Annotated in this window: 18 protein-coding genes and 1 pseudogene; 8 read left to right on the top strand and 11 right to left on the bottom strand. The window is 61.9% G+C overall.

The features are described from left to right. Nucleotides 1-99: 99 nt before the first annotated feature. The 4 genes and pseudogenes from JF539_RS28030 to JF539_RS16990 all read right to left on the bottom strand — a co-directional run bounded on the left by JF539_RS28030 (nucleotide 100) and on the right by JF539_RS16990 (nucleotide 3291). Nucleotides 100-714 carry a flagellin gene (locus JF539_RS28030; RefSeq protein WP_328809264.1) on the bottom strand — a complete coding sequence of 205 codons (615 nt, stop codon included), beginning with the start codon at nucleotides 712-714 and terminating at the stop codon, nucleotides 100-102. Nucleotides 715-840: 126 nt separating this feature from the next. Next, a pseudogene (locus JF539_RS28035) lies at nucleotides 841-1272 on the bottom strand (flagellin); the annotation flags it as partial. Between the two features lie 131 nt (nucleotides 1273-1403). After that, the gene (locus JF539_RS16985) at nucleotides 1404-1994 is read right to left on the bottom strand and encodes a sigma-70 family RNA polymerase sigma factor (RefSeq protein ID WP_236042532.1); all 591 of its coding nucleotides are present in this window, start codon (nucleotides 1992-1994) and stop codon (nucleotides 1404-1406) included. Nucleotides 1995-2427: 433 nt separating this feature from the next. Beyond that, a complete protein-coding gene (locus tag JF539_RS16990) occupies nucleotides 2428-3291 on the bottom strand; it encodes a helix-turn-helix transcriptional regulator (protein WP_207141884.1) in 864 nt (287 codons plus the stop codon). A gap of 307 nt (nucleotides 3292-3598) precedes the next feature. Between JF539_RS16990 and JF539_RS16995 the strand changes: the two genes are divergently transcribed. From JF539_RS16995 to JF539_RS17020, 6 genes are all read left to right on the top strand, one after another. Then, nucleotides 3599-4816 (top strand): amino acid ABC transporter substrate-binding protein, encoded by a 1218-nt coding sequence (locus tag JF539_RS16995; protein ID WP_207141885.1) that lies wholly within the window; start codon nucleotides 3599-3601, stop codon nucleotides 4814-4816. 68 nt (nucleotides 4817-4884) lie between these two features. Next, nucleotides 4885-5754, top strand: a complete 870-nt coding sequence (locus JF539_RS17000) for a branched-chain amino acid ABC transporter permease (RefSeq protein WP_207141886.1) — start codon at nucleotides 4885-4887, stop codon at nucleotides 5752-5754. 1 nt (nucleotide 5755) lies between these two features. Further along, nucleotides 5756-6667, top strand: coding sequence for a branched-chain amino acid ABC transporter permease (locus JF539_RS17005; RefSeq protein WP_207141887.1), 912 nt, complete (start codon nucleotides 5756-5758; stop codon nucleotides 6665-6667). Further along, a complete protein-coding gene (locus tag JF539_RS17010; RefSeq protein WP_207141888.1) occupies nucleotides 6664-7392 on the top strand; it encodes an ABC transporter ATP-binding protein in 729 nt (242 codons plus the stop codon). Before JF539_RS17005 ends, JF539_RS17010 begins: the two co-directional genes overlap by 4 nt. Beyond that, nucleotides 7385-8107, top strand: a complete 723-nt coding sequence (locus tag JF539_RS17015; protein WP_207141889.1) for an ABC transporter ATP-binding protein — start codon at nucleotides 7385-7387, stop codon at nucleotides 8105-8107. Before JF539_RS17010 ends, JF539_RS17015 begins: the two co-directional genes overlap by 8 nt. Nucleotides 8108-8120: 13 nt before the next feature. Further along, nucleotides 8121-9569, top strand: a complete 1449-nt coding sequence (locus tag JF539_RS17020; protein ID WP_207141890.1) for an aldehyde dehydrogenase — start codon at nucleotides 8121-8123, stop codon at nucleotides 9567-9569. Nucleotides 9570-9635: 66 nt separating this feature from the next. Here the strand turns inward: JF539_RS17020 and JF539_RS17025 are convergent, their stop codons facing one another. Next, nucleotides 9636-10283 carry an FkbM family methyltransferase gene (locus JF539_RS17025; protein WP_207141891.1) on the bottom strand — a complete coding sequence of 216 codons (648 nt, stop codon included), beginning with the start codon at nucleotides 10281-10283 and terminating at the stop codon, nucleotides 9636-9638. Between the two features lie 359 nt (nucleotides 10284-10642). On the opposite strand from JF539_RS17025, the gene JF539_RS17030 reads away from it, so the two are divergent. Next, nucleotides 10643-11788, top strand: a complete 1146-nt coding sequence (locus JF539_RS17030) for a glycosyltransferase (protein WP_207141892.1) — start codon at nucleotides 10643-10645, stop codon at nucleotides 11786-11788. 56 nt (nucleotides 11789-11844) lie between these two features. Then, nucleotides 11845-13257 (top strand): asparagine synthetase B family protein, encoded by a 1413-nt coding sequence (locus JF539_RS17035; protein ID WP_207141893.1) that lies wholly within the window; start codon nucleotides 11845-11847, stop codon nucleotides 13255-13257. Nucleotides 13258-13329: 72 nt separating this feature from the next. Here the strand turns inward: JF539_RS17035 and glnT are convergent, their stop codons facing one another. From glnT to JF539_RS17065, 6 genes are all read right to left on the bottom strand, one after another. After that, the gene (gene glnT, locus JF539_RS17040; protein WP_207141894.1) at nucleotides 13330-14637 is read right to left on the bottom strand and encodes a type III glutamate--ammonia ligase; all 1308 of its coding nucleotides are present in this window, start codon (nucleotides 14635-14637) and stop codon (nucleotides 13330-13332) included. Between the two features lie 63 nt (nucleotides 14638-14700). Next, nucleotides 14701-16029: an FMN-binding glutamate synthase family protein gene (locus JF539_RS17045; protein ID WP_207141895.1), complete on the bottom strand. Its 1329-nt coding sequence runs from the start codon at nucleotides 16027-16029 to the stop codon at nucleotides 14701-14703. A 7-nt stretch (nucleotides 16030-16036) separates the two neighbouring features. Beyond that, entirely contained in the window at nucleotides 16037-16723 is a 687-nt protein-coding gene (locus JF539_RS17050) for a GXGXG domain-containing protein (RefSeq protein ID WP_207141896.1), read from the bottom strand. 3 nt (nucleotides 16724-16726) lie between these two features. After that, nucleotides 16727-17623 carry a class II glutamine amidotransferase gene (locus tag JF539_RS17055; RefSeq protein WP_207141897.1) on the bottom strand — a complete coding sequence of 299 codons (897 nt, stop codon included), beginning with the start codon at nucleotides 17621-17623 and terminating at the stop codon, nucleotides 16727-16729. 108 nt (nucleotides 17624-17731) lie between these two features. After that, complete coding sequence (locus JF539_RS17060) at nucleotides 17732-18409, bottom strand: helix-turn-helix domain-containing protein (protein WP_207141898.1); 678 nt, start codon at nucleotides 18407-18409, stop codon at nucleotides 17732-17734. A gap of 119 nt (nucleotides 18410-18528) precedes the next feature. Further along, nucleotides 18529-20838 (bottom strand): acetamidase/formamidase family protein, encoded by a 2310-nt coding sequence (locus JF539_RS17065; RefSeq protein WP_207141899.1) that lies wholly within the window; start codon nucleotides 20836-20838, stop codon nucleotides 18529-18531. Nucleotides 20839-20880: the final 42 nt, after the last annotated feature.

Raw genomic sequence — 20880 nt, forward strand, 5'->3', positions numbered from 1 at the left:
GGTCCGTACCCCTGGAGCATCGGAACCGATGTCGAGCGCGGTTCCGATGCTCAGGACGATTGGCCGTCAGGGATCGCCCGACGACCGGCCGATCTGCCGTTAGCGGATCAGCGACAGGAGGTTTTCAGGCATTTCGTTGGCCTGGGAGGCGGCGGCGACGGCTGCCTGAACCTTGACGCTTGCAGCCGAAAGCGCGGCCTGTTCCTTGGCGATGTCGACGTCGGCGATCGCGGACTGGGCCGCGTCGAGGTTTTCGATGCTGGTGTCGATCTGCGCGGAACGGAATTCGAAACGGGACATGGTCGCCCCCATCTCCGCCCGGGCGTTGGACACCTCGTCAATCGCCATGTCGAGAACGGAGAGGGCTTCCTTGGCGCCGTCCGCGGTCGACACGTCGAGATCCGCGATGCCGAGCGCCTCGGCTGTCAGTTCCGGAATCGACAGGTTGATCGTGTCGGCGGAAGACGAGCCCACGACGATATCGGCGCCGGTTGTGTCGACCTCGGTGGTCGTGCCCGTGGTGGTTCCGGCGGTCAGGCCGAGGGTGGCCAGGTTCAGGGTGCCGGAAACGTCGGCCAGGGTGATGGAGGCGTCGTCGCCGGTGTCCAGGGTGGTCAGCGTCAGCGTACCGCTGTCGTTGGTCGCTGTGATCGTGTATTCGCCCTCAGCCTGGAGGCCGTCGTTGATCAGGTCCACCATCTCGTCGACGGTCATCGATGTGTCGTCGGTGGTGAGTTCGATCTCGATCCCATTGATGGAGATGATACCGTCGGTATCGGCCGTAACGGTGGCGGCCGCGTTTGCACCGGTTACCTCGGCGGCTGTTTTGGTGCTGTCGTCGGAAAAGTCGCTGGAGCCGTCCAGAAGGCTCTGGCCGTTGTAGCGGGTGCTTTCGGCGATGCCGTCGATTTCTTCCTGGAGCTGTTCGAATTCCGCCTGGATGTAGGCGCGTTCGGAGTCGGTCACGGTGCCGGACGCGGACTGGGAGGCGAGGGTCTTCATCCGCTCCAGAATGTCGCTGACATTGGCGGCGCCGCCGTCGGCGGTCTGCAGCACGGAAATGCCGTGGGAGGAGTTGGTGGAGGCCTGCTCCAGGGCGGCGACGTCCGAGGAGATTCTGGTGGCTATGGCCAGGCCGGCGGCATCGTCCGACGCCTTGGTGATGCTGGAACCGCTGGCCAGCTTGGCAAGCGATTCCGACTGGTCGCTTGAGTTCATGTTCAGATAGCGGACCGCTGTATTGGCGGCGGTATTCGTTGAAATGACAGGCATTGCTTTCTCCTGATGTCACTCGATCCACGCCACCGGACGGCGTGCACAGCGCGATTGGCCGCGCTCTGACAGTTCAACGGAGGCACGGTGTGAATTCAGGCGATTTTTTGTTTTGACCGGATCAAGTAGAGTTAACGGTTTGTAAAAGCGTTCAGGATATCGGCGCTTTGCTTTTTCAGTATTACCCGAAGCTTTTGACGCCCTCGTTTGAGAAGAGACTCTACGGCGGACACGGTGGTGTCCATGATTTCAGCGATCTCGGAGTTGTTCATGTTCTCGTTGTAGGAAAAGACCAAAGCGATTCTTTGTTGATCGGGCAGTTTCATCATGGCTCGTTCAAGCATCTCGGTTGCTTCCCGGCGCTCCAGGTCCCGTGACTGATCGCAGTTGCCGTCTTCCAGCTCAGGGAGTTCGTCGACCGTCTCCGCACGCGGCTTGCGCAAAAGATCGATGCAGCGGTTGCTGACCACGCGGAACAGCCAGGTCGAAAATTTCGCCCGGCCGCTCTGCCACATCTCCCGGCGCGTCCAGACCTGAAGAAAGGCATCCTGGACGACGTCTTCCGCATCGGAACCGTTTTGAAGGATGCGATAGGCGACGGCGTAGCCCCGGTCGACATGGCGCTCGACCAGTGTCTGGAAAGCGTCTTCCCGGTTCGATGCAATAAGCTCCAGAAGCAGGTCGTCCGAAAGAGATTTCAAATCCGCTGTGGCGGACGGCATTCCCGGCTCGCTGTGCGACCCTGGATCCCCCTCGAACTCAATGCCTGTCGTCTCAGACTTAGATATCGCAACACCCATATTCCGTTTCCCAATAGACGTGGGCAAAATCGGTGAATAGCCATGGCTACAAGTCTATAACGTAGTAATAACCAAGTTCAGGCGCGAAAAAGTTAAATTAATTTCGTTTTTTACTAGGAAAAATATTCACTTTTACTAGGAAAAAATGTTCATCCGATAGGAAAAAAATGCCTACCTAAGTTTTTTTAACATTACATCTGGAAATAAAGCAATATACTATAGTTTATAAATTGTTAATTTTGTTTTTTATCTGGAACATCTATTGGGTTTGCTGAATTGTGTTGATGATATGTCGAAGCTGGAGGTGGTCATCTTGCCTGTAGTGCTCTGCGCAGACGGCAGGCGGTGACTGGTATTACGGCCACGCGGCATAAGAGTCGTCTCCCGCCGCGCGGCGCGCCTTTGCCCTTTTTCGGAACTGGGCCGGAGACACGCCGCTCATGCGATTGAAAAAGCGGGTGAAATAGGGCGGGTCTGAAAAGCCGAGCCGGAAGGCGACCTGCCCGACCGGCATGCCGGTGTTGGCGAGGAGTTCGGCCGCTTCGCGCATCAGGAGCTGGTGTAGGTAGCCCTGAGGCGAGAAGCCGGTGGCGCGGCGGACCGCCGTTCCGAGCCGGTCGCGGCTGACGCCGAGCGAGCGGGCATAGTCCTCCACCTTGATGTGTTCGCGCAGGTGCTGTCCGGCAAGCAGGACGAAGCGCTCGGCGAGACCCTGCGGCGCCCGGCCGTGGGTCACCAGGTCTACGCGGGCAAGCCGCCACACATACAGAAGCAGAAGCGAAACATAATGCAGCGCGGCAACGTCGGCTCCCGCCAGGCCGCCTCTCTGTTCGGCCTCCAGGCCTTCGATGATCTCTCTGATCCGGTTGGTTTCCTCGAAGGGGAGGGTCAGTTCCTGCCGAAGGGTGCGGGCGATCTGTTCTCCAAGCGGGGTCGCGGGCAGCGCGCCCGTCAGGACGAGCTGCGGTAGCGAGACCATGAGCGCGCGCGTGCCTGCGTCGGCAACCAATTCACCGCCGTCGCCGTCGGCGAACCACAGAATCCGCGGCCCGTCGGCCAGCGAGCGGCGTGCGCCTTTCGGCGGCTGGAACTCCAGCCGGCCCGCGAAGGTCAGGACAAGATGGGCGTTGCCTGCCGCGAGCGTATAGCCGCCCCGTGTCAAGGGGCTGGAAATGCGCAGCACCGCCGGCGTGGACCGGCGCGTGGGTATGCGAGGCAAGGAGGATGTCATTGTGCCGAGAATATCGGCAGATCAGGGATGGAAATCAAGCAAAAGTACAAATCATAGTCGCATGAGTGCATTTCTTGGGGCGCGCAGTTCGGACTACGGTCAAACCCAAGGCCTTTCGATAGCCGCGCTGAGACGCGGGTTCTGGCCTTGGGATATGCATCGGCTCGTGGAGGCGGGCCGTTTGAGCACCATGCGTCCGGTACGACGCGGGTGGGTTGCTCTCAAAACTAAATCAATCGGCATGTGGATTTGGGCCGGCTCCGGTCGGAAGGTCCGCCGATCCAGGGAGGATTTCATGACCAAGATTTCGCGGCGTGCGGCCTTGCGCGCACTCAGGTGCGGACTGATGGCAACCGCTACGCTTTCCGCCGGTTTCGCATCCGCCGAGGGGGAAACCGTCAAGATCGGCTATGCCGTTGCCCGGACAGGTGCGAATGCCACCGGGGCCGGAATCACGACGATCCCCAATTACGAGCTCTGGGTGAAGACCGTGAACGACGCCGGCGGGTTGACCATGCCCGACGGTTCCAAGCGCAAGATCGAGGTGATCGAATACGACAACCGGTCTTCCAACGGCGATCTGGTGCGGTCCATCGAGCGGCTTGCGAGTCAGGACAAGGTGGATCTGATCCTGCCGCCCTGGTCGACCGGCGCCAATCTGGCGGTCGCGCCGCTTTTCGCGAAATACGGTTACCCGCAGCTGGCAGTGACCGCCGTGACCGACAAGGCGCCGGACTTCGTCAAGCGCTGGGACCGCAGCTTCTGGATGCTGGGGGGCGGCCACGACTATGCCAACGGGCTTGTCGAGCTTCTGTCCGCCGCCCTTGAGGAGGGCAAGATCAACAACAAGGTCGCGGTCGTCTCCGTTGCGGACGGTTTCGGTATCGATCTGATCAAGGCCGCCCGCCCGGCTTTCAAGGAGGCGGGTTTCGAACTGGTCTACGACGAGACCTATCCGCTCGGCACGTCGGATTTCGCGGCGATCATGAGCGAGGTGCAGAACTCCGAGGCCGACAGCTTCGTTGCCTTCTCCTATCCGCCGGGCTCCTTCGGCATGACCAAGACGGCCCAGTCGATCGGCTACAATCCAAAGGTTTTCTATATCTCCGTCGGAGGCGCCTTTCCGATCTACCCGGGCATTGCCAACGGCAAGCCGGACGGGGTCATGGCCATAGGCGGCGTCGACGCCGACAGCAGCGCGATAAAGGACTATTTCGCCAGTCATACCGATTCCGTCGGCAATCCGCCGGACAGTTGGGCGAGCGCCATTACCTATGCCTCGCTGGAAATGCTCGAACAGGCGGTCGGGCGCGCAGGTCTCGATCACGAAGCCTTGTCGAAAGAACTGTCCACCGGCACGTTCGATACCGTCGTCGGCGAGGTGAAGCTGGAAGACAACCAGTTGCGCGATCTCTTCTGGGTCGGGCAGTGGCAGGACGGCGCGTTCCGGGCGGTCAGCCCCGCAGGCAAGCAGGGCGCGTCCGCTGCCGTAATCCCGAAGCCCGAATGGTAAGACCGTTCTGACCTATCCGACGCGGGCCGAAGTGTCAGGCCCGCGTCCTTACCGGTGAATTGAACTCCATGCTTTTAACCACCTTGATCCTGGGCCTCGTGCTCGGAGCGACCTATGCGTTGCTCGCTCTCGGCCTGACGCTGCAGTACGGCATCTGCCGGATCATGAATCTGGCCTATGGCGAACTGACGCTTGTGGCCGCGTTCCTGCTGGTCGTGCTGTTCAAGAGCTTCGGGCTGCCGCCGCTCGTGGCGCTGCTTCTGATCTGTCCAGCCGGTTACGCGGCCGGCTGGTGCCTTTACACGGTGATGATGCGGCCCCTGGTGCAGCGGTCCGGGGCGCGCGGCCGTCTCGAAGTCGACTCGATCCTCGCCACATTCGGTCTTCTGTTCCTGATCCAGGGCGGCCTTTTGGTGGTGTTCGGAGCGAATTTCACATCCATCTCCTACCTGGATCAAGGCGTTTCCGTGCTCGGCGTGCCGGTCGCGCTCAACCGTTTGGTGGCGCTGGTCATTTGTGTCGTCGCGGGCGGAGCCCTGGTCGCGGCGCTGAACCTGACCCGCTGGGGGCTGACCATCCGGGCGGTCGCCCAGTCGCCGGGATCGGCGCCGCTGGTCGGCATCGACGTCAATCGCGTGGCACGTCAGGGCTTCGCGCTCGGTACGTCGCTTGCCGCCACGGGCGGAGCGTCGCTTGCCATGTATCAGACCTTTTCCGCGACCGACGGGGTTGTCTTCACCATGAAGGCGCTGGTCATCGTGATCATGGGCGGGGTCGGCAATGTTGCGGGTGCGCTCGTTGCCGGCGTCGCGCTCGGTCTTGTCGAAACCGTTGTGGCAACCGCTATCGACCCCGGCCTGACCCTTGCCGCCACCTTTGCGATTTTCCTTGCCGTGCTGTTGTGGCGGCCGAACGGTCTCTTCGGCAGGAGGAGTTGAGATGAAGGTTCTTCTCATAGCGGCGGGCCTGGCTGTTCTCGCCTGTGCCCCCTTCGCCGTCTCCGACTACGGTCTCGGCCTTCTGATCGGCGCGGTCACCTATGTGACGCTTGCCAGCGGCTGGGCGCTCTTTTCCGGCCCGACGCGTTACGTGTCCCTGGCGACCGTTGCCTTTTACGGGATCGGGGCCTACACCGTGGCCGTGCTGAACGAAGCGCTGCCCTATCCGCTTGTTCTGATTTCCGCCGCGGCGGTCGGAGCCGCCATCGCATTGGTGGTCGGTCTGTCGACGCTGCGGCTTGCCGGGATCTATTTCGTGATCTTCACCTTCGGCCTTGCGGAACTGGTGCGCCAGTTGATCACCTGGTTCGAGGTCAATGTGACCGGAACGCTCGGGCGTTACATATTTCTCGACCTCACGGCGCGCGATATCTACTGGCAGATGCTTGCCCTCGGCGCGGCGACGATCGGGCTGACGGCCTGGATCAACCGGAGCCGGTTGGGGCTCGCGCTGCGCGTCGTCGGCGACGACGAGGTGGTCGCCGCCCATTCCGGCATCAACCTGGCGCGCACCAAGCTGATCGCTTTCGTGCTGTCGGCGACGATCCTGACCCTGGCCGGGGCAATCGCCAGTCCGCGCTTCGTCTATGTCGAGCCGGCCATCGCGTTCAACCCGACGATCAGTTTCCTGACCGTGATCATGGCGCTTCTGGGCGGCGCGAACCGCCTGTGGGGACCGGCGCTGGGCGCGGTTCCCCTGTTTCTTGTCTTTGAGTGGCTGTCGGCGAATTTTCCCGACACCTATCCGATCTTTCTCGGCCTTCTGTTCATCGCGGTCGTTTTCGCGCTCCCGGATGGAATTCTTGCGGGTCTTGAAAAACTGCGCCGCCGGGGCGGGGAGGTCAGGGCATGACGCTTCTTGCGATTGACGGCGCAACGAAAAAGTTCGACGGCCTGACCGCCGTGAACGAGGTGTCCTTCGGCCTCGAGGCCGGGGAGATCGTCGGCTTGCTCGGACCCAACGGGTCCGGCAAGACGACCCTGATCAACCTCGTTTCCGGTGAGTTGGCCGTTACCGCCGGCTCGATCAGTCTTAACGGGCAAAGACTGACCGGCCGGCGGCGGGACCAGATCGCCCGGGCGGGCATTGCGCGCACCTTTCAGCTGGTGCGCATTCTTCCCTCCTTGACCCTGATCGAGAATGTCACCATCCCGGCGGTGTTCGGTCCCGGCCGGCGGACCGTCGCAGAGGCGCAGGAGGTGGCTCTGGAAGCGCTGAAGCAGGTGGGCCTGTCCGAAATGGCCACCGCTTCGGCCGCGGATCTCACCTATATCGACCAGAAGCGTCTCGAACTTGCGCGCGCCCTGGCCTCGGAGCCGAAGGTGCTGCTGCTCGACGAATGGCTGGCCGGGCTCAATCCGACGGAACTCGCCGAAGGCATCGCGCTGATCAGGTCCCTGAAGGAAAGCGGGATCACGATCCTCATGGTCGAGCACATCATGGAGGCGGTGCGCGCGCTGTGTCCGCGCGTCGTCGTGATGAACTCAGGCAGGCTGATCGCCGACGAGGCGACCGAGACGGCGCTTCGGGATCCGCATGTTATCGCGGCCTATCTCGGGGAGGGAGCGGATGCTTGAGGTTCGGGATCTGACCATCCGATACGGCAAGCATGTCGCCTTGCAGGACGCTTCCCTGAGCGTCTCCAAGGGGACCATGGTCGCTATCCTCGGCGCCAATGGGGCGGGCAAGTCGTCTCTTCTGGGCGCGATCGGCGGCCGGGTGCGCCCAAGCGGCGGCGAGATTCTCTATGGGGCGCAGAACCTGCTTGAGCTGAAGCCGCATGAGCTGGTGGAAAAGGGGATTGCCCTCGTTCCGGAAGGCCGCGGCATCTTTCCGGGCCTGACGGTCTCGGAAAATCTCTCGCTTGGAGCCAATCCCGTCCACGCACGTGCGAAAAGCGACGCCGGCCGCGAACAGGTTTTCACCCTGTTCCCGAAGCTGGCGGAACGCAGGACCCAGATCGCGGGAACGATGTCGGGAGGCGAACAGCAAATGGTCGCCATCGGCCGGGCGCTGATGTCGGCGCCGGAAATGTTGCTTCTGGACGAGCCTTCCCTCGGTCTGGCTCCGATCGTGGTTCAGGAGGTCTTTTCGGCCCTCAGGCGCATTCGCCAAACCGGCCTGACGATCCTGATCGTCGAGCAGAATGCCCGCGCCACGCTCGATCTTGCCGACCACGCCTATCTGCTGGAGGCCGGGCGGATCAGCGGGTCCGGTCCGGCCGAAACCCTTAGAAACGACCCAGCCGTCGTCCGCGCCTTCCTGGGCGGGGCGGTAACGGCACAGACTTGAAAGGACCGCAGACATGCACAGTCTCAACCTCTATATCGACGGTCAGCATCTTCCCGCGGAAGGAAACCGGCGCTTCGTACGCGAAAACCCGGTCACCGGCGAGAGCGTGACCGAAGCGGCGGCGGCCAGTGTCGCCGATGCCACGCGTGCGGTCGACGCCGCGGCGCGCGCCTTTCCCGAGTGGTCCGCGACCGGCCCCGGCGAACGGCGCGCCAAACTGCTTGCGGCCGCGGACAATCTGAAGGCCCGCGCCGGCGATATCGTCGCGGCGATGAAGGAAGAGATTGGCGCGACCGAGGCCTGGGCCGGTTTCAACGTCAAGCTGGCGGCGGACATGCTGGTCGAGGCGGCCGCGCTCACCACGCAGATCAAGGGCGAGGTGGTGCCGTCCAACCGTCCCGGGTCAACCGCTCTCGCAATCCGCCAGCCTGCCGGTGTCGTCCTCGCCATGGCGCCCTGGAACGCACCGGTCATTCTGGGTGTCAGGTCCATCGCGACGCCGCTGGCCTGCGGCAACACCGTGGTCATGAAAAGTTCCGAACTCTGCCCGAGGGTTCATGCCCTGATCATCGAAGCCGTGGCGGAGGCAGGGTTTCCGGACGGCGTGCTGAACGCGATCTCCAACGACTCCAAGGATGCGCCCGAGATCGTCGAGGCTTTGATCGCCAACCCTGCGGTCCGCCGGGTCAATTTCACCGGCTCGACCCGGGTCGGCCGGGTGATCGGCGAACTGGCGGGACGCTATCTGAAACCGGCGCTGCTTGAACTCGGCGGCAAGGCGCCCCTGATCGTTCTGGAAGACGCGGATATCGATGCGGCGGTCGCCGCCGCCGGTTTCGGCGCCTACATGAACCAGGGGCAGATCTGCATGTCGACGGAGCGGATCATCACGGTCGGATCCTCCGGCGATGCCTTCGCCAGCGCCTTTGCCGCGAAGGTCGAGAGCCTGACGGCGGGCGATCCCGGCGAAGGCAAGCACCCGCTCGGCTCCCTGGTGACCCAGGCCGCGGCGGATCGTGTGCGCGCCCTTATTCAGGATGCGATCGACCACGGCGCCACCCTGATCGCGGGCGGCGGAAACGGGACCATGCTCAATGCCGCGGCTCTGGACCACGTGACCCCGGAGATGAGGCTTTACACGGAAGAAAGCTTTGGCCCGGTCTCCGCGATCATCCGCGCGGGCTCCGTGGACGAGGCCGTTCGGATCGCCAACGAAAGCGAATTCGGCCTGTCCTCCGCCGTCTTCGGCCGCGACGTGATGAAGGCGATGCAAGTTGCCAAACGGATCGAAAGCGGCATCTGCCACATCAACGGGCCGACGGTGCATGACGAGGCGCAAATGCCTTTCGGCGGCGTCAAGGCCTCAGGCTTCGGCCGTTTCGGCGGCACCTGGGGTGTCGCGGAATTCACCGAACTGCGCTGGATCACACTGCAGGACGGCGACCTGCATTACCCGATCTGAGGGCTGTTTGAAGCAAGCCGTACAAAGCCTCCTCGCGCCTGTTCGCGGCGCGTGGAGGCTTTTGTCTCAAGAGGGTCTGCCGCACTCTCTTGCATAGAGGTGGCAGTCCTCCGTGGCCTCGATCAGCGAAAACCCACTGGTCCGGAGCCTTGACGTCATTTCTCCGATTTTTTCTTCGCCAACCACATGCGGGTGGGTTTCGACGAAGATCTTGCCGACAGGTGCGAGGTCGGCGCTGCAGAGAAGCTCGACCTCCGCACCCTCGATATCCATGACGATGACATTGGGCCGGAAGCTTTGAAGAACGTCGGCAAAGGCATCGCACTCCACGCTTGTGCCGCCGCCAAACTTCCGGTCTATGAGGCTGGAGGAAATGATGTTGTCGTTGAAATAGAACGTTGTCGTGCCCGATTTCAACGCCAGCGCTTTTCCACGCAACCGAGGCTTCATGCCGTTGAGAGCGAAATTCTCCGCAATGAGTTTTTGCGACCGGGGATTTGGCTCGTAGCTCAAGATATTTTCTTCGCCGACGATCCTGGCGCACACCATGCTTACCAGACCGATGCCCGCGCCGATTTCCAGAACCCGGTCGTTCTTGTCCAGGTATTGCCGAACCAACATCCGTTCCGGCTTTTCGTAGCTGTCGTCAAACAGAAATTTACAGATGTCTTTGGGAGTGCGTCTGTAATCTGAAATCAGTTTCAGTCCGTTCACTGTGACGGTTTTCTTTTTGATAACGTGGAAGACTTTACGCCTGATCTTGAAAAAGTTTTCTTCAATTGATTTCTGAAGTTGCTCAACATGCATGGCTGGCTCCAGAATAACTCTGCGTATTCTGAATTTCTGGCATCTCCTACGGTAAGTGTCAAGAATTGCAACCTGGTTTCAGGCGCCCATGCTCCTGTGTTGGGGGGGGGGGCAATCGCCTCCTAGAAAGACGGACATCGCTCGGCCGAAGGTCTTTTCGTCAGCTTTTTGTGTTAGACGGGAGACACGCGTTGAAAAAAGGCCGGTTTGCCGGTACCGCCATGCGTTGCGATCCGACGTGCCAAGGGCCAGTACCGAGCCAGCTGATGACAAAACTATGCATTTTCACCTTTGCCTATCCGCACCGCTTGCACACCATGGTGAACTTTCACATCGAAAACCTGTTTTCGGGGACCTCATGTGTGTGCAGTACAAAGGGGCAAAGCGTTGACCCTTCCGGGCGCGCGGTCCTTTGCCGTTCCGACGTTCAGGGAAATTGGTCTGACGGGCTCCTGAAAGCGGTCGTCAAGGTCCGGAACAATCTTCTGAAGTTGCCGAAATACAGTATTTCCGGAACCGAACGGCAGAGAATTATCGATTTCCTGAAAGAGGAGCAGGTCGACGTCATTCTGTGCGAGTTCGGCGACCTCGGAGCGGAGGTCGCCGACAGTATCGGAAACATCGGCATTCCGATCTTTCTCTACTACCGGGGCTTCGACGGTACGCTGCGGATAAAGTCTCCCAAGCACCAGAAACTGACGGCGCGTGCGTTCAGGAAGGCCGAGGGCGTCTTTTTCGTTTCAAAGTATCTGCAGGACAATCTTGCGCGCTATGGCCTGGTTCATCCCAACAGCTACATCGTGCCAAGCGGCGTCAACACCGACGAATTCCGTCCGGCGGAGAAGAAAAAGGCCAGGTTCGTGGCGGTTGGCCGGTTGATTGAAAAGAAACGTCCGGAGATCACCGTGCAGTCCTTCTGCGACGAGGCCAGAGCACATCCCTCCGCCACCCTCACCATGATTGGCGACGGTCCGGCGCTGGAGGCCTGCCGGGACATCGTCCGGAAGGAAGGTATGGAAGACCAGGTCTCGTTCCTCGGCGATCAGCCGCACGATGAGGTCTGCAGGCATCTACGGGAGGCGGAATTCTTCCTGCAGCATTCCGCCCCCAGCCCCGAAGGCGACGCGGAAGGCGCGCCAAGATCGATCCAGGAGGCGCTCGCCTGCGGCTGTGTTGTTCTCTCCACCCGGCATGCGGGGATTCCGGAGCTCATTTCGGAAGGTGAAACGGGTTTTCTGGTCGACGAACTCGATGTAACCGGTTATCGCAAACTGATCAGCGACGCGCTGTCAGGCAGCTTCGATGTAGAGCGGATATCGCGCGCGGCACGGGCGTTCGCGGTTGAAAATCTCGACAACAGGCGGTTGACCGACCGGATCGAGGCCATCCTGAGCGCCAGCGCCGGCCGGTGATGCAGGCGGTTTCGGGTTAAATCGAAAATACGGGTCCAGAAAGTTAGACACCAAATATGTGCAGTTTCCTTTTTTCCTCGCTTCCGCCGGCCAATGACGACTTCAACCGGATCATGTCCCTGCGGGGCCCGGACCACACCCAGGGCATCACGATCAACGGTTATTTCTTCTGCCATAACCTGTTGTCCATGCGCGGAGACTTTGTCGGGCAGCCCTTTGTGTCGGACGACGAGAAAATCGTCATCATGTTCAATGGCGAGATCTACAGCTGCCCGGACGACTACGAGAGCGAAGTCCGTTACCTGCACGATCTCTACAAGGAGCACGGCGGAGCGCTGTTTTCAAAACTCGACGGCGAATACGCGATCATCATCGCCGATTTCGAAAACAACGTTCTGCATGTCGCGCGGGACTGCTTTGGAACGAAACCGCTGTTTTTCGGCGCCAGGGGCGGGGCTTTCGGGTTCGCGAGCTACCGGGATCCGCTGACCGTTCTGGGATTCGATGAAATCCGGCCGCTCAAGCCAAATCATTCCGTCGAATATGCGCTGGACGGCACGAACGTCGTCGAGCGGGAGACCTACGCCTTTAACATCGCCCAGTTCAAGACCGGGCTGGACGACTGGTGCGAGGCCTTCGACCGGTCCGTCGCGAAAAGGGTGAAGCATTTGCGGGGCGGGCCCTTCGTCGGCCTGTCGAGCGGTTATGACAGCGGCGCGATCGCCGCCTCCCTGATCGCCCAGAACAAGGATTTTCTGAGTGTCACGGTCGAAGGCCGGGAAGACCCGGATATCATTGGCGCGCGCCTTTCGGCGGTCAGGGGCTCCGGCAACCAGGCGGTGGTCATTCCCGAAACCGATCTGGTTGTCGAGGACCTGAGAGGGTGGCTCCAAAACCGGGTCGAGGACCAGCCTTATTTCATCGTCAACGACGACGGCGAGCGGCTTGAGGCCGGCAAGAGCATTTTCAAGGACAATGCGGCGCTGATCCTGTCAGGTGTCTGCGGGCGGGCGAAGAAGGAAGGCGCGCTGGTCTATCTGTCGGGGAGCGGCGCCGACGAGATCTACGCCGATTATGGCCACGGCGGTCACAAATTCTTCGCGCACAGCAATTTCGGAGGCCTGTTTCCGAACAATCTCCTCGGGCGCTTTCCCTGGGCGTCCGTGTTCGGGAGCACCCAGGCGGCCTATCTCTCAAAGGAGGAAATGGTTGCCGGATCCTTCGGAATGGAGGCGCGCTATCCCTTTCTGGACCTCGCCGTCGTGCAGGAATTCCTGAACCTGACGGCCGAGGTCAAGAACAGCGAATACAAATCCGTCATCCGCGGCTATCTGCGGCGCAGGGATTTTCCGGTGAAGGAAAACGTCAAGATCGGCTTCGGCTTTACCAAAGAGAACAATCCGAAGGCGAAGAAGAAGAAAAAGCTGTCGACGAAGCTGAAACGGATGCTGGGCTACAAGAAGCGCTGATCGGTCAAGGCAGCCTGCGCGTGTAGGGGCACAGGCTGCCTTGGGGGCCCTTCGGAGACCGGAAGCCGGTCATCAGATGTCGAGCGTCTGCTCCCGTTCCCAGTGGGACAGGTGAGAAGCGTAAGCGTTCCATTCGCCGTGCTTGAGCTTCAGGTAGGCGCTGGAGAAGGCCTCGCCCATGGCGCTTTTCAGCTCCGTGTCCGCGTCGTAATTGCGCAAGGCGTCGAGAAGGTTCAGCGGCAGGCGCGGCGCGTCGGTGACCAGATGGCCTTCCGCGTACATGTCGATGTCGTAGCGCTTGCCCGGGTCGGCCTTGGCCCGCAGGCCGTTGAGGCCGGCGGCGATGACGACCGCCTGCATCAGATAGGGGTTGGCGGCCCCGTCCGGCAGGCGCAGTTCGAAACGGCCGGGACCGGGCACGCGCACCATGTGTGTGCGGTTGTTGCCGGTCCAGGTTACCGTATTCGGCGCCCAGGTCGCGCCGGAGAGCGTGCGCGGCGCGTTGATGCGCTTGTAGGAATTGACGGTCGGATTGGTCAGCGCGACCAGGGCCTCGGCGTGTTTCATGATCCCGCCGAGGAAATGGCGTCCCTGTTCGGACAGTCCGAGTTCCATGGAGGGATCGGCGAAGGCGTTCTCGGTGCCGTCCTTGTTCCAGACGGACACGTGGCAGTGGCAGCCGTTGCCGGTCAGGTGGCTGAAGGGCTTGGGCATGAAGGTGGCCCTGAGACCATGCTTCTCGGCGACCGACTTCACCATGAACTTGAAGAAGGAATGCTTGTCGGCGGTCTTCAGGACGTCGTCGAATTCCCAGTTCATTTCGAACTGGCCGTTGGCGTCTTCATGATCGTTCTGGTAAGGGCCCCAGCCCAGTTCCAGCATGTAGTCGCAGATTTCGGAGATGACGTCGTAGCGGCGCATGACCGCCTGCTGGTCGTAGCAGGGTTTTTCGGCGGTGTCGTAGGGGTCCGAAATCTCGGTCCCGTCCGGAGAGATCAGGAAATATTCCGCCTCGACCCCGGTCTTGACGTAAAGGCCCTGGCTTTCGGCTTCCGCGATCTGGCGCTTGAGGGTGTTGCGTGGCGCCTGCTCAACGGCTTCGTCCTCCATGACGCAGTCGCCGGCGACCCAGGCGACGTCCTTTTTCCAGGGAAGCTGGATCACCGAGGAAGCGTCCGGAACGGCGAACAGATCCGGGTGAGCGGGTGTCATGTCCAGCCAGGTGGCGAAGCCGGCGAAGCCTGCCCCTTCCTTCTGCATGTCGGCGATCGCGGCCGCCGGAACGAGCTTGGCGCGCTGCGCGCCGAAGAGATCGGTGAAGGAGATCATGAAATACTTGATCCCCTTCTCCTTGGCATAGGCTGCCAGATCCAGTGTCATGAAGTTCCCCTTCTGCCTCTGTGTCTATTTTCGTGCGGTTTGCCCGCCGTATTTTCTGTCTAATCAAATCCCACTCTTGCCGGGAATCCAATCGGTGCCGGCAAGCGGGACACCGGCCATGGCCGCCGACTCGATGGTCAACGCGCAAAGATCTTCCGGTTCGAGATTGTGAACATGGTTCTTTCCGCAGGCCCGTGCGATGGTCTGGGCTTCCAGCGTCATGACCTTGAGATAGTTGGACAGGCGCCGCCCGGCGGCTTCCGGATCTAGGCGCTGCATCAGATCGGTGTCCTGGGTGGAAATCCCGGCGGGGTCCTTGCCTTCGTGCCAGTCGTCATAGGCGCCGGCCGTCGTGCCGAGCTTTTGATATTCCTCTTCCCACTTGGGATCGTTATCGCCGATGGCGACAAGGGCCGCCGTGCCGATGGAGACCGCGTCCGCGCCGAGCGCCAGAGCCTTGGCGACGTCGGCGCCATTGCGAATGCCGCCGGAGAGGATCAGCTGCACCTTGCGGTGCATGCCAAGGTCCTGAAGCGCCTGGACCGCGGGGCGGATGCAGGCAAGGGTCGGCTGACCGACATGTTCGATGAAGACTTCCTGGGTGGCCGCCGTGCCGCCCTGCATGCCGTCGAGGACGACCACGTCGGCCCCGGCCTTGACCGCAAGCGCGGTGTCGTAATAGGGCCGCGCACCGCCGATCTTGACGTAGATCGGCTTTTGCCAGTCGGTGATTTCGCGCAGTTCCAGGATCTTGATTTCCAGATCGTCCGGACCGGTCCAGTCCGGATGCCGGCAGGCGGAGCGCTGGTCGATGCCCTTGGGCAGGGTGCGCATCTCGGCGACCCGGTCGGTGATCTTCTGGCCCAGAAGCATGCCGCCGCCGCCCGGTTTCGCGCCCTGGCCGACAACCACCTCGATCGCGTCGGCGCGGCGCAGGTCGCGCGGGTTCATGCCGTAGCGCGACGGCAGGTACTGGTAGACGAGGGTCTCGGAGTGGCCGCGTTCCTCCTCGGTCATGCCGCCGTCGCCGGTGGTGGTCGAGGTGCCGGCCATGGTCGCGCCGCGTCCGAGCGCTTCCTTCGCCGGGCCGGAGAGCGAGCCGAAGCTCATGCCGGCGATGGTGATCGGGATCTTCAGCTCGATCGGCTTCTTGGCGAAGCGGGTGCCGAGGACGACGTTGGTGTTGCAGGTTTCCCGGTAGCCTTCGAGCGGATAGCGGGACATGGACGCGCCGAGAAACAGGAGGTCGTCGAAATGCGGAACTTTCCGCTTCGCCCCGCCACCGCGGATATCGTAGATCCCGGTTGCCGCGGCACGGCGGATCTCGGACAGCGTGTATTCGTCGAAGGCGGCGGCCTGGCGCGGGGTCGTGGTCGGATTCCGGTAGGTCATGGGCGCCTCAATACGCGTCGTAATTGTCGATGTTGAAATTGTAGAGCTTGCGGGCGGAGCCATAGCGGGTGAACTCCTCCGGCTTGACGTCGGTTACCCCGGCACGCGCCAGAAGACCGGCGAGCAACTCCAGATGCTCGGGCCGCATCTCCTTCTCGATGCAGTCCGCACCGAGGCTCTTGACCTCGCCGCGCACGAAAAGACGGGCTTCGTAGAGCGAGTCGCCGAGGGCATCGCCCGCGTCGCCCAACACCACCAGATTGCCCGATTGCGCCATGAAGGCGGACATGTGGCCGATATTGCCCTTGACCACGATGTCGATGCCCTTCATCGAGATGCCGCAGCGCGAGGAGGCGTTGCCCTCGATCACGAGAAGACCGCCGCGTCCGGTCGCCCCGGCGTACTGGCTGGCGTCGCCTTTGACGAAGACCGCGCCGGACATCATGTTTTCCGCGACACCCGGTCCGGCGGAGCCGTGAACCGTGACCGTGCCTTCGCAGTTCATGCCGGCGCAGTAATAGCCGACGCTGCCGCGGATATCGACGCTGACAGGCGCGTCGACACCGGAGGCAACCGCATGGGCGCCGCGCGGATTGAGAACTTCAAACGCAGTGTCGTTGCTGGCCGCCGTCACATCGTGAAGCGCCTGATTGAGGTCGCGTAACGGGGTCTCAGCCAGATCGAAGGTCGGCATTCTTCAGTGCTCCCAGAAATAGACGGTGGCGGGCTCGGGTTCCCAGACCTTCGCGGTCTCGATGCCGGGAAGGTTGGCCAGCGCCCGGTATTCGGAGCCGAAGGCGACATACTGGTCGGTCTCGGCCATGACCGCGGGTTTGCAGGCAATCGGGTCGCGGAGGACACCGAAACCGGATTTCGTTCCGACGACGAAGGTGTAGAAGCCGTCGAGGTCGGAAAGGCCGTGTTCCAGCGCCTCGCCGAGATTTTCGCCCTGAGCGAGCTTGTTGGAGATATAGGCGGCGGCGACTTCGCTGTCGTTTTCCGTTTCGAAGCTCATGCCGTCATGGATCAGCTCGCGGCGCAGGTTGTTGTGGTTCGACAGCGAGCCGTTGTGAACGAGGCATTGGTCCGGCCCGGTGGAGAAGGGGTGGGCTCCGAATGTGGTCACGGCGGATTCGGTCGCCATGCGGGTGTGGCCGATGCCGTGCGAGCCCCCCATGGAAGCGATGTCGAACCGGGTGGCCACATCTTTCGGAAGGCCGACTTCCTTGTAGATTTCGATGCTGTCGCCGCTGCCCATGACCGTCACATCCGGACGCAGGTCCGCGAGGATCGCGCGGGCTTCCGCAATCTTTTCGGCCGGCAGGGCGATGACCGCGTGGCTGGCCTTCGCGCGAACCGTCAGACCGGTTCCGAGCGCCGCCGACAGATCGGCTTCCAGGGTCGGGAAATCGGTGTCCGGGGCAGGCGATTGAACGGTGATCTTGCCGAGACCCGGCTCCCCGTTCGTGTAGATGGCGAGACCGGCGCTGTCCGGGCCGCGTTCCGTCATGGTGATCAGCATTTCGGACAAGAGCGCGCCCAACTTAGGCTCCAGCGTCCTGTCCTTTAAAAACAAACCAACAATACCGCACATGGGCGGATACCCTCCGTTCCGTGATCTGGAGCGGACGCTAACAGCCTCGATCTGGAAATTCAACTGGTGAGAATAAAATTTTCATTTCAGGAAATAAATCTGCCCGGGTCAGTCCCTCACTGCTCGCTGCGGGTAGCAGATGATCGACAGGTAGCGGATCGGAAACGCCATGAGTTTCTCCGGACCGTGGGGCGCATCCGCATCGAAAAACAGGCTGTCGCCCGGGCCCATGGTGAATTGCTGATCGCCGTGCCGGTAAACCACTTCGCCTTCGAGCATGTACAGGAATTCGGTACCGTCGTGCTGGAAGGTGGGAAAAACATCCGATTCAGCGGTCAGGGTGATCAGATAGGGCTCGACGATGACGCCGGAACTGGTGTTGTCCAGATGGCCGAGCAGATTGTACTGGTGTCCCGCGCGCGTGCCGCGGCGTTCGAGCTCGACACCTTCGCCGGCCTTGACAAAGACCGCGTTGCGGGGTTCCTCGTAGCGCCGGAACAGATCGGTCAAGGGCACGCCGAGGGCGCGCGCGACTGCCTGCAGGGTGGTCAGGGACGGCGAGGTCATGCCGTTTTCCAGCTTGGACAGCATGCCGACGGATATCCCGGTGGCCGAGGCAAGATCAGCGACCGTGATGCCGAGCTTCTTGCGAAAGGCCCGCACCTCGTGGCCGATGGCCGCCTCCAGGTTCTTCTCCTTCGGCTCGCGCAGGGCATGCGGGTCCTGGGCGAGGGGAGGGGCGGTCCCGGTTTGCGGCTGTGAAGGGGGCGATGGTTTGCGGGTCATCCTCAGGCCCTTGCATGTGCGGGAAGCGGTTTCTTCGCGGCGTGCACCTGCGGTGCGACGCCTGATCTCTCGCTCAATTACACCTGCAGTGAAATTTTTTCAACCTGGAGGAAAGTCCGTCAGCCGTTGAACATCGATTTCCGGATGATGGCGTGAACGCCCCAGTTTCCGTCAACCACCTGGGTCACGCCGAAATCGACCGCCGAACTCATGAGCATGATCGCCTCGTCCTCGCTCAGGCCGTGGGACGCCATCAGGAAACGGCGGGTCTTGCGGAAGGCGTCTTTCATGGCCAGGTCGAGAGAGGATTTGGCGTAGACTTCTCCCTGACCTTTCGCGCCGAACTCGGCCAGATAGTTGGGATGGCTGAAGCCGGTCAGGACCCATTCCTCGGGCGTTTCGATCAAAGGGTAGGTGAGATCGGAAAAGCGGTTGCCCTTCTTGTGCAGAACAATGGTGAAACGGCCGGTCATCGAGCATTCGATCGCCGTTCCGGCAACTTCGCCGTCGCCCTGCGCTGCGTGCGGGTCGCCGATGGACAGCAGCGCGCCCGGTACGGAAACCGGCAGATAGACGGAGGCCCCCTTGCCGAGCCGCCAATTGTCGATGTTGCCCCCGAAATAGGCGGGCGGAACCGAATCCACCGGATCGGCTTCGCGCGGAGCGACCGCGATCACGCCGAAATGCGGCCGAAGGGGGATCCTGACATCGCGCAGCACCGGATTGACCGGGGTTATCGTCGCCGGGTCCACGGGCACGCCCGGATAGTCGTAGGTCTTGTGGTTCACGCCGAACGGATCGGTCTGCGGTGCCCAGCGGTAGGAATAACGGGCCTGGGCATAGCCGCCTTCGAGTTCGTCGGGAAAGATCTCGTAGATGACGACATTTTCCCTCGGCCTGGGGTCCTCCAGCAGTTCCGAGTACTGGTAACCCCACCATGCGGCAACGGAGCTGCCGAAATAGCGGCCTTCGTAATCGGGATTGCCGCTCGGGCGCGGCGACATGTCGTCGATCCGGACTTCAAGCACGTCGCCCGGTTCAGCGTCATTGACGAAGATCGGTCCGGTACAGACATGCACGCCGAAGCCTTCGCCCGCGCCACGGCCGTAGACAGAGGCATCCAGCGGGCCTGCGCCGCGCCGGTCCACGTTCTTTTTTTCCGCGCTCCAGAAAAAGACGTCCTCGGCAGCCGTATCGCCCCGGATCATGAGGTCCGGATCGTCGGAGGCGTGCTGTGTCAGCGTTTCCACTTCAACGGTGTCTCCGGAAGTCACTTCGAGCACCGGTCTGAGGGACCGACTGAAGTAGCCCCAGTGAACGGTCCTGGAGTTGGCCGCCAGAACGTGATGGGTGGCGTCGGTGTCGCGCGCGTCGTCCAGACCGGGGTCTTCGCCCTGGGTTCCATCGACGGCGCTGCGTTTCTGCGCCTTGCGGTTGGTCAGGGCCTTGACCGGCCAGCCGCGCTGTTCCGCGTTGGCGGTCTCCATCAGGGTCTTGAGATGGTTGGTGCGGAACGCGCCGGGGGGCAGGCCGAACCGTTCCTTGAACAGGCGGTTGAAGTTGGCCGCGTCGGAAAAGCCGCAACTGTAGGCGACTTCCGCGATGGGAATGCGCAGTTCGTCGGGTGCGACAAGCGCCAGCCGGGCATGCTGAAGACGCCGTTCCCGAAGATAGTGAGTGAAACTTTCGCCGTTCTGCTCGAAGAGTTTTTGCAGATAGCGCTCCGAGATGCCTTCCTGTCCGGCTATGCGGCTCGCCGAGAGCTCAGGCTCCGACAGACGGCGTTCGATGGCCATGGTCAACCGGCTGAACAGCGCGGCCTGGCTCGCGTTGGTTCCGGTTTCCGAAGGGATGCAGGAGACGATCGTGGTCAGGAAAAGGTTCGCGATGACCTGTTCGAGGGATTGCCATTCCAGGTCGTTCAGACCGTCCAGGTCCTGAGCCGCGGCGCCAACCGTGCGGATGAACACGCTGGCCAGTCCCTTGGCCGAGATCAGGTGGGGCGCGACAAGCGGCGACAAGCCGAAGCGCTGGCCGTTCAGCGCCGAATCCGAAAGGCAGATGACGGCGACATGCATGGTGCGAGGCAGGCTTGCCTTCCAGCTCCGGTCCGCGGGAAGGATGACAGCCTGACCGCTGGCGACCGTGAACCCGCAATTTTCGGCCGAGATCTCGATGTCGTCGTCGAGCGGGATCAGGACGAGGGGCAGGCGGCCTCTCTGCCGGATCGGGGTCAGTGTCTGGGCTGTGGCGGTAAGACGGCCGAGAAGAAGACCGTCGGCATGGCCCCGCACGACGGCGGCGGTGAACTCGGCGCCTTCCTGGTTTTTGAAGTCGGAGCGCAGTTGCAGCGCGGCCAATACGTCCCGCCAGGCAGTGTCCCGCGTGTCGACCGGATAGGATTCGCTTATGAACTGCCTGATATTCATTCCCTGGTCCACGGTGCCGGCCGGCGTCACACGGACGCCGGT

The organism is Roseibium aggregatum (assembly GCF_017309185.1).
Lineage (GTDB): Bacteria > Pseudomonadota > Alphaproteobacteria > Rhizobiales > Stappiaceae > Roseibium > Roseibium aggregatum_B.

Bases quoted from the DNA above. Each gene is read 5' to 3' on its own strand.
- JF539_RS28030 (WP_328809264.1), bottom strand. From the start codon at position 714: ATGACCGTCGACGAGATGGTGGACCTGATCAACGACGGCCTCCAGGCT.
- JF539_RS16985 (WP_236042532.1), bottom strand. From the start codon at position 1,994: ATGCCGTCCGCCACAGCGGATTTGAAATCTCTTTCGGACGACCTGCTT.
- JF539_RS16995 (WP_207141885.1), top strand. From the start codon at position 3,599: ATGACCAAGATTTCGCGGCGTGCGGCCTTGCGCGCACTCAGGTGCGGA.
- JF539_RS17000 (WP_207141886.1), top strand. From the start codon at position 4,885: ATGCTTTTAACCACCTTGATCCTGGGCCTCGTGCTCGGAGCGACCTAT.
- JF539_RS17005 (WP_207141887.1), top strand. From the start codon at position 5,756: ATGAAGGTTCTTCTCATAGCGGCGGGCCTGGCTGTTCTCGCCTGTGCC.
- JF539_RS17010 (WP_207141888.1), top strand. From the start codon at position 6,664: ATGACGCTTCTTGCGATTGACGGCGCAACGAAAAAGTTCGACGGCCTG.
- JF539_RS17015 (WP_207141889.1), top strand. From the start codon at position 7,385: ATGCTTGAGGTTCGGGATCTGACCATCCGATACGGCAAGCATGTCGCC.
- JF539_RS17020 (WP_207141890.1), top strand. From the start codon at position 8,121: ATGCACAGTCTCAACCTCTATATCGACGGTCAGCATCTTCCCGCGGAA.
- JF539_RS17030 (WP_207141892.1), top strand. From the start codon at position 10,643: ATGACAAAACTATGCATTTTCACCTTTGCCTATCCGCACCGCTTGCAC.
- JF539_RS17035 (WP_207141893.1), top strand. From the start codon at position 11,845: ATGTGCAGTTTCCTTTTTTCCTCGCTTCCGCCGGCCAATGACGACTTC.
- glnT (WP_207141894.1), bottom strand. From the start codon at position 14,637: ATGACACTGGATCTGGCAGCCTATGCCAAGGAGAAGGGGATCAAGTAT.
- JF539_RS17045 (WP_207141895.1), bottom strand. From the start codon at position 16,029: ATGACCTACCGGAATCCGACCACGACCCCGCGCCAGGCCGCCGCCTTC.
- JF539_RS17050 (WP_207141896.1), bottom strand. From the start codon at position 16,723: ATGCCGACCTTCGATCTGGCTGAGACCCCGTTACGCGACCTCAATCAG.
- JF539_RS17055 (WP_207141897.1), bottom strand. From the start codon at position 17,623: ATGTGCGGTATTGTTGGTTTGTTTTTAAAGGACAGGACGCTGGAGCCT.
- JF539_RS17060 (WP_207141898.1), bottom strand. From the start codon at position 18,409: ATGACCCGCAAACCATCGCCCCCTTCACAGCCGCAAACCGGGACCGCC.
- JF539_RS17065 (WP_207141899.1), bottom strand. From the start codon at position 20,838: ATGAATATCAGGCAGTTCATAAGCGAATCCTATCCGGTCGACACGCGG.